The sequence below is a fragment of the Nostoc sp. genome (genome assembly GCF_036917355.1).
Classification (GTDB): Bacteria; Cyanobacteriota; Cyanobacteriia; order Cyanobacteriales; family Nostocaceae; genus Nostoc.
This window is the reverse complement of the sequence record NZ_JBALDP010000037.1, coordinates 73,219-88,812: the sequence shown is the minus strand read 5'-3', so window position 1 is coordinate 88,812 and position 15,594 is coordinate 73,219. Positions and strand designations below refer to the sequence as shown.

Sequence of the window (15,594 nt, the reverse complement as noted above, 5' to 3'; positions counted from 1 at the left end):
AAAGGGACAGTATTAGGAATCGCCAAGTAACCACTTAAGAAGTCCTTACAAGATATAACTTTTAAGCTATCCCCGGTTTTCTGTAACTGTCCCTAAGAATTTGTTTTCAGTAGCCAGTTCTACTTTAAATTTATCATTCAGCAGCATTCTCAATGTTTCCCAGGCTCCATCAGTTAGTTTCACCCTGAAACTATTGATAACTACTCTTATCATGAGAATTGCTGGTATATACATTTGAGGTTGTTTTCTGGCTACTTTTAGTCTAAATCTTACTAACTAATTTTTGTAGCAAGGGTGGGAGTGGATGATTCTCAAACTGGGAATACTGGGAATCAATTCGGCGAGCTTTTTGAACCATCCGTTCAAAAAACAGATTGACTAATTTTAATTCCCGAAAAATCTTTTGCGGATCTTCAAGATGAGTTGTCGGTAGTTGCTGTCCCATTTTTTTGAGGGCTAGACCCACAGGAATTTTAATTTCATCCTGGAGTTTAAGAAAACGGGTAAATATGGGTGCAAAAGCGGACAATACAGAACCAGCACCTCCTCTAGCTTGTCCCCAACCGATGTAGTAAATTCCTTTGTAATCTTCAAGAAATGACCCTCCATAACATTTCACTGTTGCTCCTTTCACCCGTTGCAGTTCTGGAGCTAAAAATGGATAGGCAAGATGAAAACCAGTTGCACAAACAATTAAATCAAAGTTTTCTCGGCTACCATCCGCAAATTCAACTTCTCCGCCATCTAAATGTCGTACCTCTGGTTTATAGGTAATGCGACCGTGTTTAATATAGTAAGGCACCTCATTATTTAAGGTTGGGTGCTTATCAAAAATTCGATATTTGGGTTTGGGTAGACCATAATCTTTGTGCTTACCGAAAGTCAGCAGAATGATTAAATAAGTCATCAACCGCTGAAACCATTGTGGCATCCACCATTCAGTTAAATCGGAAATTGGAACACCTACAAAGGTTTTGGGAATAAACCACACAGATTCACGCATACTCAACACAGATTTAGCTCCCACCCTAGCTGCTTCTGCGGCTATATCACAAGCTGAATTCCCTCCACCAATCACCAGAACTCTCTTACCACGTAGTTGCTGGGAATTTTTATAATCTTTGGAGTGAATTATTTCCCCATCAAATTCTCCTGAGAATTTGGGAAAACGTTTGCACCAGTGATGACCATTACAAATAATAATCCCTTTGTAAATTCGCTGTTCCCCATTATCAAAGGTAACTTCCCAGAGATTATCCTCAACAGGCCGCACGTAGCTAACTTGACGATTTAATTCAATATTTTTACGTAACTCAAAATGGTCAGCAAAGGAGTTTAAGTAATCCCGTATATTTTGAGCGCTGGGAAAATCCGGATAATTATCCGGCATAGGGAAATGGGTAAATTGGGTAATCTTCCGTGATGAAATAATGTGTGCAGTTTCATACACACCATGATGCCAATTTCCACCAATGTCATCGCTAGCATCAACTTGGTCGTAGGCAATACTCGCGCTCTTGAGCGCTTCAGCCATACTTAATCCGACAAAACCAGCCCCAAGAATTAAATGCTTGTGAGTAGTGTCCAACATCATTCTTAATTTTACTTGACTATTTTTTAAACTTTTGGAAGATACCGAGCTAACCCACTCCCCTGCTTAGGGAATATCTGGTGAGGATATAAAAAGCTTGTACAACATCAGGGAATACGTACAAATTTATTGACAGCAATACCTCTAATTGCTGCCGGCATTACCTGTGTATGGTCTGTTGTCATATATTTCGGAACACCCTGGCTTCTCTTGTCTAGAGATTCATATCGTTCCGATTGCAGAATTGGAACATGACTAAAAAATTGATAAACATCGGGAAGCTTGATGTTATATTCCTTAACTTCATTGTTGTGTTTATTTCTGCCAACTTATTATTAGCTTCAAATGTTAAGTGAACTGACGCTGCCTAACTGTAGCAGTGAATACGGTATTTTAATTTAGAAAAAAATGCTTAAAATATCTCTAGAAAATATCAATTAATACAAATAGAATCAATTATTTGAATGGATAATTTTGAGTAATTTAAGATAAGCTTTATTTAATGGATTACGCGCCTGACAAGTTTGGGAGCTGGTGACTACTACTGCAAAGCGGAATTAAAAATTAAAAAAAGTAAACAATATTTACGTTATATTAATTTTTAATAGGTGTTTTATTTATTCCGTACTGTACTGTAAGAATCATATTTGATTTTTGAAAAAACTCCGTACATCCCAAGAATGAAAAATCAAAGTAGTGTGTCGAATAAACCACTCAAACAGTAATGGCTAATGTGAAAATAAAAGAATTAAGTCAAAAAAATGCTGAACCCATGTTTTAGTTTGTAACCAAAATATAAAACTCCTATTTGATTTTTGAAAAACTTCCTATAACTCGAAAAGGCTGACTCCTTACTCCCTGCCTATCGCGCTTGCGCACCACGCAAAGAAGTTCAGAAATAATCGGATTGTTATAGTATGTTATCCTATGGGGTCGAGCGCTTATCAGTGGCGAACTCATCAGATTTGAGCCATCAATGTTTATATTTAATTACAGATGCCTTAGAGGAAATTTATATGTTTGGACTGGGATGGCCAGAAATAGCTGTAATTACCATAGTCGCTGTTCTAATTTTTGGGCCAAAAAAAATTCCTGAACTGGGAACCGCACTAGGCAAAACCTTACGAGGTTTTAAGGAGGAGATGAAAACTCCCAGTGACGAAACCAATCAGGAAGAAGAAAAACAATAATAAAAGTAGTCAGAATACAAGAGTCAGCGCACTGACTCCTCCTGACTACAGCAAGGTATTAACAACAGAAGAAGGTGCGATCCCATTTTGGGAATCGATGACAGTTGTGCCGGGATTTTGTTGGTGTGTTTCTTCCTTTGCTAAACCACGCAGCTTAATTAACTTAATAGCCCTAGTAACACTTTCTGGCAAAATTACCACCAGGCTGTTATCAGGAGCCATGTCTAAGCCTTTATTGATCGCTTGGGTTTCATCCAGAATTGATTCATAGCGGCTATCAGGCTTAACTTCAGTGATGCCTTGAATAATCAACTGGGCAGCTGATCCCCGTAGTCTTCCCCGTGTATCATCATCTTCTTTGATGATGATGTAATCAAAAATTTGTGCTGCTAATTTACCCAAAGTAACAAAGTCTTCGTCGCGGCGATCGCCTGGCCCGCCAATTACGCCAATCCGTTGTCCTGTAGTCCAGTTCCGCACAAAGGAACCTACAGCTTCATAACTGGCTGCGTTGTGGGCATAGTCCACCAAAGCGTGGTAGTTGCCTAAATTAAATAGATTCATTCGTCCTGGTGTTTGGCTAACTGAAGCCCGGAAGGTCTTCAAACCAGCACGAATCTGCTCAATTGTGACGTTTTGCACAAACGCTGCCAAACTTGCTGCTAAAGCGTTGGCAATCATAAACGGCGCACGTCCGCCCATTGTTAAAGGTATATTTTCGGCTCTTTCTATGCGGTGTGTCCAATCACCTTTAACAATTGACAAATAGCCATTTTCATATACTGCCGCTACTCCGCCTTTTTGGATGTGCTTCCGCACTAATTCCGAATCGGGGTTCATGGTGAAGTAAGCAATATTAGCTTTAGTTTTTTCTGACATGGCGGCGACGCGGCGATCGTCGGCGTTAAGCACCGCATAGCCATCAGGGAATACAGCTTCCGCTACTACGCTCTTGAGATTAGCTAACTGCTCAATGGTATCTATATCGCCTATTCCTAAGTGGTCGGACGCTACATTTAATACTACCCCTACATTTGCAGCTTCAAAGCCCAATCCAGAGCGGAGAATGCCACCACGAGCTGTTTCTAGTACTGCTACTTCTACTGTGGGATCTTGGAGGATGACGTGGGCACTTTGGGGGCCTGTATTATCGCCAGATTCTACTAAGTAATCACCGATGTATGTTCCATCAGTTGTAGTATAACCTACTACTTTTCCAGTCTGTTTATAAATATGCGCTAGTAGTCGAGTAGTGGTGGTTTTGCCATTAGTACCCGTGATGCTGAGGATGGGAATTTGGCTAGATTGCTCGTTAGGAAACAACATATCCATCACTGCACCAGCGACGTTGCGGGGAATACCCACGCTTGGGGCAACGTGCATCCGAAAACCGGGAGCGGCGTTAACTTCAACAATCACGCCATCCACTTCCCGCAGAGGACGGCTAATATCTGTGGTGACGATATCGAGTCCAGCGATATCCAAACCGATAATCTTAACTACTCGTTGTGCCAACCAAAGATTTTCTGGGTGAATTTCATCGGTACGGTCAACGGCACTACCACCTGTACTCAAGTTGGCTGTTGCCCTGAGATAACAAATAGTGCCCTTGGGTGGCACGCTATTTAGGGTGTAACCTTGCCTTTCTAGCAACTGGTAGCTAGTGCGGTCTAGTTCAATTTTGGTCAGGACGTTATCATGTCCTTCACCGCGATTCGGGTCAAGGTTTGTTTCCTCAATCAGTTCGGCAATCGTGGATCTACCGTTGCCAATGACATGAGCCGGGACACGTTCAGCTACTGCTACTACTTTGCCATTTACCACTAGTACCCTGTGGTCACGCCCAACGTAATATCTTTCGACAATAATTGACCGGGAAACTTGTCTGGCAGCTTCATATCCGGCTTCAGCTTCTTCCCAAGTTCTAATATCAATGGTGATCCCACGTCCATGATTGCCATCTAGGGGCTTGATGACGATGGGATAGCCGCCAACGAATTCAATTGCTTGTTCTAAATCGTCTAAAAAGTTGATTACTGTACCTCTGGGTACTGGCGCACCAGCAGCAGCGAGGATACGTTTAGTGGCTTCTTTATCGCAAGCTAGTTCTACGCCCAGAATGCTGGTGTTGTCTGTCATTGTCGCCTGCATCCGCTTCTGGTTCACGCCATAACCTAGCTGAATCAAAAAGCGGGCTTCCAGCGCCATCCAGGGAATACCTCTTTTTTCTGCTTCTTTGACGATCGCTTCGGTGGAAGGGCCTAAGGAAGCATCACGGGTGAAGTCTTTTAGGTCTTGGATATCTTGCTCTAGCTCTGCCTTGGGATAACGGCCTCGATCGACGATACTCTGGCACAGCCGTACTGCGGCTCGTCCAGCATAGCGTCCCGCTTCCTCATTCAGGTATTCAATTACTACTTGGTAAATTCCGGGTGTGGCAGTTTCGCGGGTGCGACCAAAGCCGACATGCATACCAGCTAATTCTTGGAGTTCTAAGGCTACGTGTTCCACTATGTGGCCAATCATAGTGCCTTCTTTGACTCGCATCAGAAAACCACCACGACAGCCAGGCGAACAATAGTGGCCTTCCAGACTTGGCAGCGCCTCAACTAATCCTTCATAAAAGCCAGGGATTTCATTCGAGGGCGTCTCGCCAAGGGTTTCTAAATCGAGGCGCATGACGATCAGTTTGTGGCGTCGAATGCTCCAATAGTTTGGGCCGCGTAATGTCTGGATCTTGAGGATTCTCATGGGAATAGGTAGATGGAGATTCGGAACCAAAATTCTAGTTTCTTACTGGAATTGACCGCTAAACTGTTCGTTACAAACAGTTTTTTCTTTTTACATGGTATTCTTATCATTTTTCTACGGTAAGAAATAATAAATGTGCGGTCAACTCAGTGTAACCTCAGATACTCTATCCCGTCAGCTGGAGATTCGGTGTACAGCAGGCAATACAGTCCGCTGGTACAAGTGGAAGCGATCGCCGTAGCTGAGGATATGGAGACGTAAATTATGTACGGTTAACGGTTCATTAGCACCGACATGAGGTTCGTTGGTATGGGTCAGCTCAGTGGGATCGACAATCGTGACACTGCCTTTGCCCATCACTTGTAGCCAACCATCACGTTCAAACACTGCACAAGTATCTTCGTCAATGCCAATACCTAAGCGATCGGGATGAGCTGAGATCGCACTAATCAGTCGCCCCATACGATTACGGTTGTGAAAGTGTTGGTCAACGATTACTTCCGGAATAAATCCCAAACCCGTTGCCATATCCACTAGGGAACGATTGGGCGTCTCTCCACTACCGCCGCCAGCAATCATGTGATGCCCCATCACCGCCGCTCCTGCACTGGTGCCTGCTAACGTAAGTTGCCCCGCCCTCACCCGCTGGCGAATAATTTCCATTGCTGGTGTATCTGCCAATACGCCACAAAGACGCAGCTGGTCTCCTCCTGTCAAAAATACCCCACTACAGGCTTCTAAGGATGCTTTGATCTGGGAGGCTTCACACTGTTCTCGTTCGCGGATGTCTAAAATCTCTACCTTCTGGGCACCCATTTCTTCAAAAATGCGAATATACCGACCACCAATGATGGCAGGTTCGCGAGAGGCAGATGGAATAATTGTAATATAAGCCTTACTAGCACCGGCGCGTCCAAAAAAAGTTCGTAGGATTTCGCGCCCATGAACTTTATCTTCTGCACCTCCGATAACCAGAACGGCGGTTTTAGTTGCTTGGGGTGTCCTCATTTCTAGCGATTTAGCTTGTAATTGCGGCATTTTGGTTCTCCTGTCAACAACTTCAGGTGAATTTAACAAGGTTCAGTTGCCTGATAATTTTTGCGCTTTGCAACTTTCGAGAGGACACTTTTTGGAAGTTTGGAACTGGGGAAAGCCACTCTCCAAATTTTCGCTTAACGCACACGAAACCTCAGTCTAAACGTGTTTGTTCACATTCCTCAAAGCCAGCGCCTTGTTTTTCACCTGTCCACTTGTAGCAGGGCAAAATAGTCTTTAAGTGGCTATATTCCCCCTTTAGGGTTGGGGAAGAGCAGTTAAGACTACGCTTTTTTCTGAGGCTGGCTCGATGCATCCTGGAAGTTGTTAACTTGATATGATTATTAATTTAAATGTAGTTGTGACAACATTTAAACATAAATTAAGTAATTAGAAAAACTTTTGATCCCATCTAAAATCCAGGAGGTCTGGTAGTTTTAGATACTATTGATAAAGTTTAACTGAAGTTTAACCCGACCTTGGCTTGCTGGTGTTTGCTAGACATTCAAATTTAAGATTAGTGTCCTCGAATACGAATAACTGTGCGCTTTGATATAGTTACGCTTTTTCCTGACTGTTTTAACTCTGTTCTCAATTCTGGGCTGCTAGGTAAAGCCTTAGCCAAACAGATTGCCGAAGTGCATCTGATTAATCCACGGGACTTTACCACTGACAAGCACCGAAAAGTAGATGATGAACCCTACGGCGGTGGTGTTGGGATGCTAATGAAGCCAGAACCTATTTTTACCGCTGTGGAGTCGCTGCCGATTCTACCCCGAAGAGAAGTAATTTTGATGAGTCCCCAAGGTCAAACAATTAATCAACCTCTTTTGAAAGAATTGGTGACAAATTATGACCAGTTAGTAGTTATTTGTGGACATTACGAAGGAGTTGATGAGAGGGTGCTACATTTGGTAACTCGTGAAGTATCTTTGGGTGATTTTATTCTGACTGGTGGGGAAATTCCAGCAATGGCTTTGATTAATGGCGTTGTGCGGCTGCTCCCAGGAACCGTGGCCAAAACTGAGTCCCTCATAGCAGAAAGTTTTGAGGAAGGGTTATTGGACTATCCCCAATATACTCGCCCTGCGAATTTTCGCGGCTTGAAAGTGCCTGATGTCTTGCTCAGTGGGAATCATGCAGCGATCGCCCGATGGCGTTACGAACAACAAATTCAAAAAACCCGCGATCGCCGCCCCGATCTCTTGGATAAATTGCAGCAGGGAGAGCAGGGGAAGCAGGGAAGTAAGGGAGCAGGGAGAGAATAATAATTTTTAACTCCTGACAAATGACAACTGAACAAATGACTAAAATTCGTATTGGTAACGGCTACGATATTCATCAACTGGTGAGCGATCGCGCTTTGATTTTAGGTGGAATTCAAATTCCCCATGAACTGGGTTTGTTGGGGCACAGTGACGCCGATGTACTGACCCACGCGATTATGGATGCCATGCTTGGGGCATTATCTTTGGGGGATATTGGTCATTATTTTCCACCTAGCGATCCTCAATGGGCAGGAGCAGATAGTTTAATACTATTAACCCAAGTAAATCAACTGATTCGCGATCGAGGCTGGCAGGTGGTAAATATTGACTCGGTGATAGTAGCAGAACGTCCAAAATTAAAACCGCATATTCACAAGATGCGCGACAAACTAGCGGCTGTTTTAGAATTAGAACCAAATCAAATTGGCATCAAAGCTACTACTAACGAAAAATTAGGTCCTGTTGGACGTGAAGAAGGTATATGTGCTTATGTTGTTGTCTTGCTAGGTGCTTCAGAATAACTTTTTTTTAGCTTCTAATAAAGATATTCAAGACAGATTAGGATGGAAATAGATTAGTAATTATGAAGTTTTTTAAACAAATATTTTTGGCAATTAAACATTGTTTGCTGCCAATAATTGTTACCTCGGCAATAGCACTTATAGTTACTGCTTGCAACCCAGCCAACTTTAAAAGTCCATCTGCTCAAGTACCGCAATTGGTAAGTAGCATTCTCAGCGATCCTAAAACTTTTAACTACCCTTTAAGTCAAGAGTTTCCCAATGTTTTTCCTCTAATTTACGAGGGGTTAATTACCCAAAACCCAATCACTGCTAAAGTCGAGCCAGCATTAGCGGAATCTTGGCAAATTTCCGATGATAAATTAAAGATTGTTTTTACCCTACGCGAAGGGTTGAAATGGTCTGATGGTCAGCCATTAACAGTAGATGATGTGGTGTTTACCTACAATGATATTTACTTAAATGAAGCAATTCCTACTGATGTTAGAGACGCACTGCGGATTGGTGAAAGTCGGAAACTGCCCACTGTGCGAAAAGTCGATGAACGCCGGGTTGAGTTTAGCGTACCTGAACCCTTTAGACCTTTCCTACTGAGTACAGGTTCACCAATTTTGCCCGCTCACATATTGCAAGAATCGGTAAAAACTAAAGACCAAAATGGGAGTCCAACCTTTCTGACAAAATGGGGTGTTGATACTCCTCCCAACGAAATTATTGTCAACGGACCTTACAAAATAGATCGCTACGACACGAGCCAGCGTGTGGTCTTCCGGCGCAATCCCTACTACTGGCGCAAGGATGCTCAAGGCAATTCTCAGCCTTATATTGAACGAGTAATTTGGCAAATTGTGGAATCAACAGATACCTCCTTGCTGCAATTTCGTTCTGGGGGATTAGATACTGTGGGAGTGTCACCAGATTATTTTTCTTTGCTAAAGGTGCAAGAAAAGCAGGGTAATTTCACAATTTATAATGGTGGACCAACATCCAGTACATCATTTGTTTGGTTCAATCTCAACAAAGGTAAAAGGGACGGGAAATCACTGGTCGATCCAGTTAAATCTCGGTGGTTCAATAATGTGCAATTTCGGCAAGCTATAGCTTATGCAATTGACCGCCAAACGATGATTAATAACACTTTTCGCGGCTTGGGCGTGCCACAAGATTCACCGATTTCTGTGCAAAGCCCTTATTATCTTTCCCCTAAAGAGGGGTTAAAAATTTACGATTACAATCAGCAAAAAGCGAAGGAATTACTGCTAAAAGCAGGATTTAAGTACAACAACAATCAGTTAGTAGATGCTCAAGGAAATCGTGTCCGTTTCTCTTTACTTACCAATGCTGGAAATAAAATCCGTGAGGCAATGGGATCGCAGATTAAACAAGACTTGAGCAAAATCGGTATTCAAGTTGATTTCACTCCGTTGGCATGGAATACTTTTACTGATAAAACTTCTAACTCCTTAGATTGGGAAGCTTCTTTGATGGGTTTGACTGGTGGATTAGAACCGAATGACGGTGCTAATGTCTGGGCACCTGAAGGCGGATTGCACATGTTTAATCAGAAACCCCAAGCAGGACAAAAGCCGATTCAGGGTTGGGAGGTTGCTCCTTGGGAAGCGAAAATAGGAAATCTTTACATTCAAGCTGCACGAGAATTGGACGAAGCTAAAGTTAAAGCGATTTATGCCGAAACACAGCGGATTACTCAGGAAAATTTACCTTTTATTTACTTGGTTAATCCTTATTCAATGTCAGCGGTACGTAATCGTTTTGAAGGAATTAAATTCTCTGCTCTTGGTGGCGCATTCTGGAATATCGAACAAATTAAAGTAACAGAAGATTAACCATTGGGCACTTGTACTGAGCGTAGTCGAAGTATTGGGTATTGGGCAAAACAGTTCCATTAGCGATAGCGGAGCGTTTAGCCCGTTCTGAGTAAAGACAGTAAGATTCATTACTCAGTACTTATGAAGAGCATAGGGAATTAGTTATTAGACGACTGATAAATAACAAAGGGCAAAAGACAAAGGGCTAATTACTGATGACCAATGAAAAAACTTTGCGATCGCTCTTAGAAGCGGTTGCCAATGGTAAAGTTACACCAGATACGGCATTAGACTCACTCAAAGACTTCACTTATGAATCTGTAGGTGAATTTGCCAAAATTGACCACCATCGCCAGCTAAGAACTGGTTTCCCAGAGGTGATTTGGGGTCCTGGAAAAACTCCCGATCAAATTGCTCAAATTATGGAAGTGATGCGTCTCCGTAATCCGGTAGTGATGGCAACTCGCATTGAACCAGCAGTTTATACCGCACTGCAATCAAAAGTTAGCGGTTTGCGATATTACGAATCGGCGCGAATTTGTGCGATCGCTCCCCCTACCATCGAACCACAATTTGCGGGTGAAATTGGCATTCTTTCTGCTGGTACTGCCGATTTACCCGTTGCTGAAGAAGCTGCTGTCACTGCTGAACTTTCTGGTTTTAAGGTACAGCGCCTCTGGGATGTTGGCGTTGCTGGGATTCACCGCTTATTAAGTAACCGTCACCTGATTGAGTCAGCATCAGTGTTGATTGTTGTAGCTGGGATGGAAGGCGCTTTACCCAGCGTTGTCGCTGGTTTAGCGAGTTGTCCCGTAATTGCCGTACCTACCAGCATTGGTTATGGTGCAAGCTTTGGCGGTTTAGCACCTTTATTGACAATGCTTAACTCTTGTGCTGCGGGAGTGGGTGTAGTAAACATCGATAATGGTTTTGGTGCAGCAGTTTTAGCAGGGCAGATTTTGCGGACTGCCGAGAAATTGCGGTTGGCATCAGCTGCATCTTGAGTTAAGACATTGAAGTTATATCCAATATTTCAGTAAATATCAGTAATTAATGTAAATAATAAACTGATGCTGAAATTTGCCACCCCTAACTTCTTAATCACCAAAGATGAGCAATTACAGCGATTTGACATCTCAGTTTCTTTGGCATTTGCCTGTAAATTGGACAGCCCTAGCACAAACAATCACCGATCCAAACGTTATGGGTCAGATCCAAAAAGCTTGGAGCCACTTTATACAAACAGGTCAAGTGTGGGCATTGTTGATTGGTTTAGTTATTGGCTATATGATTCGGAATCTAACTAGCTACGGTTAAATTTAAAAGTTAGGAGTTGAAAGTCAGGGGTGAGAAGTTAAGAGTCAAAAACTCATAACTCCTCACTCTTAACTCTTAACTATCGCCCACTCTTTTCAGAATTTATGACCAAAAAAGAAACTTGGAGCCAGCGGTTTGAATCAGCGTTGCATCCAGCGATCGCTCGTTTTAATGCCAGTATAAGTTTTGATATTGAATTAATCGAATATGACCTCACTGGTTCTCAAGCTCATGCCAAAATGCTTGCTCACACAGGCATTATCTCCCCAGAAGAAGGAGAGCAACTGGTTGCAGGTTTAGAACAAATTCGCCAAGAGTACCGCCAAGGGAAATTTCAGCCTGGTATCGATGCTGAAGATGTACATTTTGCAGTTGAACGCCGACTGACAGAAATTGTTGGCGATGTGGGTAAAAAGGTGCATACAGCGCGATCGCGTAATGACCAAGTTGGCACCGATACCAGACTCTACCTGCGCGACCAAATCCAACAAATCAAAAGCGAATTGCGAGAATTTCAAGGTGTTTTACTAGATATAGCCGAAAAGCACGTTGAAACCCTGATTCCTGGTTATACCCACCTCCAACGCGCCCAACCCGTGAGTTTAGCTCATCACCTCTTGGCATACTTTCAAATGGCGCAACGTGACTGGGAACGCTTAGGAGATGTTTCTCGCCGCGTGAATATTTCACCTTTGGGATGTGGTGCTTTAGCAGGAACTACTTTTCCTATCGATCGCCACTACACAGCCAAACTCTTGAATTTTGACGATATTTATGCTAATAGCCTCGATGGAGTGAGCGATCGCGATTTTGCGATCGAATTCTTGTGTGCTGCTAGCTTGATTATGGTTCACCTCAGCCGTCTTGCAGAAGAAGTGATTCTTTGGTCATCTGAAGAATTTCGTTTTGTCACCCTTAAAGATAGCTGTGCCACAGGTTCCAGTATCATGCCCCAAAAGAAAAACCCCGATGTACCAGAATTGGTGCGGGGAAAAACGGGACGTGTATTCGGTCATCTCCAAGCGATGTTAGTGATTATGAAGGGGCTACCCCTGGCATATAACAAAGACTTACAAGAAGATAAAGAAGGTCTATTTGATAGCGTTAACACAATCAAAGCGTCTCTAGAAGCGATGACAATTTTGCTCAGGGAAGGCTTAGAATTTCGTATCCAGCGGTTAGCATCAGCGGTGGCGGAAGATTTTTCTAATGCTACCGATGTAGCAGATTATCTGGCAGCACGGGGCGTTCCTTTTCGGGAAGCTTACAACCTTGTGGGTAAGGTGGTAAAAACTAGTATTGCCGCAGGTAAACTCCTAAAAGATTTGAAATTGGAAGAGTGGCAACAACTACATCCGGCATTTGCAGCAGATATTTATGAGGCCATATCCCCCCGTCAAGTTGTTGCTGCCCGCAACAGTTACGGAGGTACTGGTTTTGTACAGGTAAACAAAGCACTCATAGCCGCCCGTGCTCAAATTGCTCAATAGAGGAATTGAGGAAAAGGAGACAAGGGAGTTTTTGAATAAATTTCTCCCTTGTCTCCCTCATATTTTCTCTATGCCCAATGCCCCAATCCCCAAAAATAAATAAGGGCGTACAAATAAATGTGCGCCCCAAAAGGTAAATAACCCAAACAATAAGGATTTAGGCAAGCAGCTTAGTCAGTGTCAGCTGCTGTTGCTGCGCCTTCTTCTTCTTCACTCTTTGGTGGTCTTTGTTGGAACCTTCTCTGCATTCTTCCTGTCGTAGTCCGTTTACGAAACTTTCTGGCATACGCCTGGTTACGTAGCGCCTTTTCTTTTTTCGGGTTACGGCGCTTGGCCATGTTCACCTCTATTAATAAACAACAAAAAAGTAGTAACTAGGCATCACGTAGGCAATATTAGCTACCAATGTTATTGATATACTTTTAGCCTAGTGCAGCAATAAATACGCTTTAAACAGTGTACTAGTCTATCGCATTATACCTAACTTTGTCAATAAAAATTATGAATGATCCCTACCAGCAAGACGAAAAATATCTTTTCTGAGATTCCAATCTGTCAAATAGATTGTAAATTTGCTCATTAGTTGTTGTTCTTGAAACAAATCAATATTATCAAGAAATAATTCAGGAGGCAGAGGTGGGTTTAAGCATAGAGTTCAATATTTCATTTAATGGTCTTTAATTAATTGTAGATTTTAAACCCTACTTAATTGGCTCTTATAAATTCAAAACTCAGAATTTTATATTTTGACTTATTATTCATCTTATTTTTTTTAATGTGTTCTAAAAATCTATTAGTAACAGCTAGTTTCAGTAGCACTAATGCTAGCTAGAAACTGAAAATTTACTTGGCCCAATAAAATTTATGTATAGATAAATACAGTGCTTCTATTGAAACTTGATGTTAGAATTGATAATATTCTACGTAAATCGTGAGAATAAAATCTCAACCCACAAACATTTTTGTATAAAACAAAACTCAGCAAAGATTTTATTAGTTGAGCCTATGTTAAGTGGTAGGGAACTATAGAATACAACACATAAATTTTGAAGATTGAACGTTATTGCTTTTTTTCCGGCAGCTGTAGAGTCCACACGTAGCTTATGGCGTATTGGACAAACAGTATTGGGTATAATATTTCGTCATCCCATTACTGGCACTAGTATCATCCCAATTTTACCCGATGGTCGGATTGTACTGATCCGGCGGCGCGACAATGGTCTTTGGTCATTGCCTGGGGGAATTGTGGATTGGGGAGAAGATATTCCCAATACAGTCCGTCGGGAATTGATGGAGGAAACCGGGCTAGAATTGGTGAAAATTAACCGTTTGGTAGGAGTTTACTCTGCACCAGACCGCGATCCCAGAATCCATTCAATTTGTATTGTGGTTGAAGCCGAAGTGTATGGGACAATGGAGATTCAAGACACTTTAGAAGTCATGGAAATCCAAGCTTTCTCTGCCAGTTTACTACCTTCAGAAAAGATGTCTCACGACCATACTCGGCAGTTGCAAGACTACTTGAATGGCTTGACAACACTGGCATAATAATATTTTGTCATTTGTCATTGGTCATTGGTCATTTGCCACCAAAGTTATGATTTAAGGAATCTTCTCTACGAGAGTTTCCCCCAAGGAGACGCTAAACGAATCGCACCATATTTTTGCGTTTGTAATTTGACTAATGACTAATGACTAATGACTATTTATTATGGTGCTAAAAGTTAACTACTAAATAAAATGGATACACTATTCCGTAACTCCCGGAGAAAGCTCTCTCAAGGGTTACTATTCTGGCGTGAAGTCGGTGAAAAAACTCCTATAATTTTTTTACATGGTGCTTGGAATGAGAGCAGTCAATGGTTATCTGTGATGGAGTCCCTTGCACAAGATTTTCATTGTTTTGCACCTGATTTGTTAGGGTTTGGTGAATCAGAAAATCCTAATATCCACCATTCGATAGATTTACAAGTTGAGTGTTTAGCTGAATTTTTGCAAGCTGTGAAGCTAGAAAAAGTATATTTAGTGGGGCATTCTCTTGGGGGTTGGATTGCTGCTAGCTATGCTTTAAAGTATCCAGAGAAAGTTGATGGTGTGGTACTGCTAGCACCAGAGGGCGTAGAGATAGCAGGACAAGAAGAGTATTGCCAGAAGATGCGGCGATTATTGAATTATCCACCACTAGTAGTTAAATTGTTGCGATCGCTAACTCCTTTGACTAAAATCCTGGGTTGGCATGAAAAAATTGCACAAGACTTGCAGTTGCGTCAATCGCTACTGCCGTATCCCATAGGTTGCCAGTTACTTTTCAAACGGCGACAAGTGGAAATTGAGGCGGAATTACTGCAAAAGCAGCTTTACATGATAGATGTCCCAGTTTTCATTTTACAAGGTGGTCAAGATATCCCAGATGCTTTAGCCAGAAGCCGTGTTTATGCTCAACTAATACCGAAAGTCGAGTTGAAAATGATTGCCCATGCCGGAAACGATTTGCCAGAATCTTGTGCTGAGGTTGTGGCGACCGAAATTCAGGAGTTTATTAAAGGGAATTGGTAATTTTAAGAAACTTATATCTATAATAAAAAGTTTATTTTAATTAAAT

The 15,594-nt window shown here is 42.2% G+C and carries 13 protein-coding genes; 9 read left to right on the top strand and 4 right to left on the bottom strand.

Annotated elements, in window-relative coordinates; all coding sequences use genetic code 11:
- Positions 1-262 precede the first annotated feature (262 nt).
- Positions 263-1,594, bottom strand: coding sequence for a flavin-containing monooxygenase (locus tag V7K53_RS11025; RefSeq protein ID WP_335197548.1), 1,332 nt, complete (start codon positions 1,592-1,594; stop codon positions 263-265).
- 1,013 nt (positions 1,595-2,607) lie between these two features.
- Here V7K53_RS11025 and tatA point away from each other — a divergent pair.
- On the top strand, positions 2,608-2,781 hold the full coding sequence (tatA, locus tag V7K53_RS11020) for a twin-arginine translocase TatA/TatE family subunit (protein WP_100902930.1): 174 nt from the start codon (positions 2,608-2,610) through the stop codon (positions 2,779-2,781).
- 45 nt (positions 2,782-2,826) lie between these two features.
- On the opposite strand, the gene cphA is transcribed toward tatA, so the two are convergent.
- Positions 2,827-5,532 (bottom strand): cyanophycin synthetase, encoded by a 2,706-nt coding sequence (gene cphA / locus V7K53_RS11015; RefSeq protein ID WP_335197593.1) that lies wholly within the window; start codon positions 5,530-5,532, stop codon positions 2,827-2,829.
- 174 nt (positions 5,533-5,706) lie between these two features.
- Positions 5,707-6,570, bottom strand: a complete 864-nt coding sequence (locus V7K53_RS11010; protein WP_179068376.1) for a cyanophycinase — start codon at positions 6,568-6,570, stop codon at positions 5,707-5,709.
- Positions 6,571-7,109: 539 nt separating this feature from the next.
- Between V7K53_RS11010 and trmD the strand changes: the two genes are divergently transcribed.
- The 6 genes from trmD to argH all read left to right on the top strand — a co-directional run bounded on the left by trmD (position 7,110) and on the right by argH (position 12,992).
- Positions 7,110-7,835: a tRNA (guanosine(37)-N1)-methyltransferase TrmD gene (gene trmD, locus V7K53_RS11005; protein ID WP_335197547.1), complete on the top strand. Its 726-nt coding sequence runs from the start codon at positions 7,110-7,112 to the stop codon at positions 7,833-7,835.
- A gap of 35 nt (positions 7,836-7,870) precedes the next feature.
- Complete coding sequence (ispF, locus tag V7K53_RS11000; protein WP_335197591.1) at positions 7,871-8,356, top strand: 2-C-methyl-D-erythritol 2,4-cyclodiphosphate synthase; 486 nt, start codon at positions 7,871-7,873, stop codon at positions 8,354-8,356.
- Between the two features lie 62 nt (positions 8,357-8,418).
- Positions 8,419-10,203, top strand: a complete 1,785-nt coding sequence (locus tag V7K53_RS10995; protein WP_335197546.1) for an ABC transporter substrate-binding protein — start codon at positions 8,419-8,421, stop codon at positions 10,201-10,203.
- A 197-nt stretch (positions 10,204-10,400) separates the two neighbouring features.
- Complete coding sequence (gene larB, locus V7K53_RS10990) at positions 10,401-11,189, top strand: nickel pincer cofactor biosynthesis protein LarB (RefSeq protein ID WP_335197545.1); 789 nt, start codon at positions 10,401-10,403, stop codon at positions 11,187-11,189.
- Between the two features lie 106 nt (positions 11,190-11,295).
- Positions 11,296-11,502, top strand: coding sequence for a hypothetical protein (locus V7K53_RS10985; protein ID WP_292814745.1), 207 nt, complete (start codon positions 11,296-11,298; stop codon positions 11,500-11,502).
- Positions 11,503-11,606: 104 nt separating this feature from the next.
- Positions 11,607-12,992, top strand: a complete 1,386-nt coding sequence (gene argH, locus V7K53_RS10980) for an argininosuccinate lyase (RefSeq protein ID WP_335197544.1) — start codon at positions 11,607-11,609, stop codon at positions 12,990-12,992.
- 170 nt (positions 12,993-13,162) lie between these two features.
- Here argH and V7K53_RS10975 read toward each other — a convergent pair whose 3' ends face one another.
- On the bottom strand, positions 13,163-13,330 hold the full coding sequence (locus tag V7K53_RS10975; protein WP_012412073.1) for a hypothetical protein: 168 nt from the start codon (positions 13,328-13,330) through the stop codon (positions 13,163-13,165).
- A gap of 715 nt (positions 13,331-14,045) precedes the next feature.
- On the opposite strand from V7K53_RS10975, the gene V7K53_RS10970 reads away from it, so the two are divergent.
- Both V7K53_RS10970 and V7K53_RS10965 read left to right on the top strand, forming a co-directional pair.
- A complete protein-coding gene (locus tag V7K53_RS10970) occupies positions 14,046-14,540 on the top strand; it encodes an NUDIX hydrolase (protein ID WP_335197543.1) in 495 nt (164 codons plus the stop codon).
- Positions 14,541-14,732: 192 nt separating this feature from the next.
- Entirely contained in the window at positions 14,733-15,548 is an 816-nt protein-coding gene (locus V7K53_RS10965; RefSeq protein ID WP_335197542.1) for an alpha/beta fold hydrolase, read from the top strand.
- Positions 15,549-15,594: the final 46 nt, after the last annotated feature.

Coding starts and splice junctions, on each gene's coding strand:
- V7K53_RS11025 (WP_335197548.1), bottom strand. CDS start 1,594: ATGATGTTGGACACTACTCACAAGCATTTAATTCTTGGGGCTGGTTTT.
- tatA (WP_100902930.1), top strand. CDS start 2,608: ATGTTTGGACTGGGATGGCCAGAAATAGCTGTAATTACCATAGTCGCT.
- cphA (WP_335197593.1), bottom strand. CDS start 5,532: ATGAGAATCCTCAAGATCCAGACATTACGCGGCCCAAACTATTGGAGC.
- V7K53_RS11010 (WP_179068376.1), bottom strand. CDS start 6,570: ATGCCGCAATTACAAGCTAAATCGCTAGAAATGAGGACACCCCAAGCA.
- ispF (WP_335197591.1), top strand. CDS start 7,871: ATGACTAAAATTCGTATTGGTAACGGCTACGATATTCATCAACTGGTG.
- V7K53_RS10995 (WP_335197546.1), top strand. CDS start 8,419: ATGAAGTTTTTTAAACAAATATTTTTGGCAATTAAACATTGTTTGCTG.
- larB (WP_335197545.1), top strand. CDS start 10,401: ATGACCAATGAAAAAACTTTGCGATCGCTCTTAGAAGCGGTTGCCAAT.
- V7K53_RS10985 (WP_292814745.1), top strand. CDS start 11,296: ATGAGCAATTACAGCGATTTGACATCTCAGTTTCTTTGGCATTTGCCT.
- argH (WP_335197544.1), top strand. CDS start 11,607: ATGACCAAAAAAGAAACTTGGAGCCAGCGGTTTGAATCAGCGTTGCAT.
- V7K53_RS10975 (WP_012412073.1), bottom strand. CDS start 13,330: ATGGCCAAGCGCCGTAACCCGAAAAAAGAAAAGGCGCTACGTAACCAG.
- V7K53_RS10965 (WP_335197542.1), top strand. CDS start 14,733: ATGGATACACTATTCCGTAACTCCCGGAGAAAGCTCTCTCAAGGGTTA.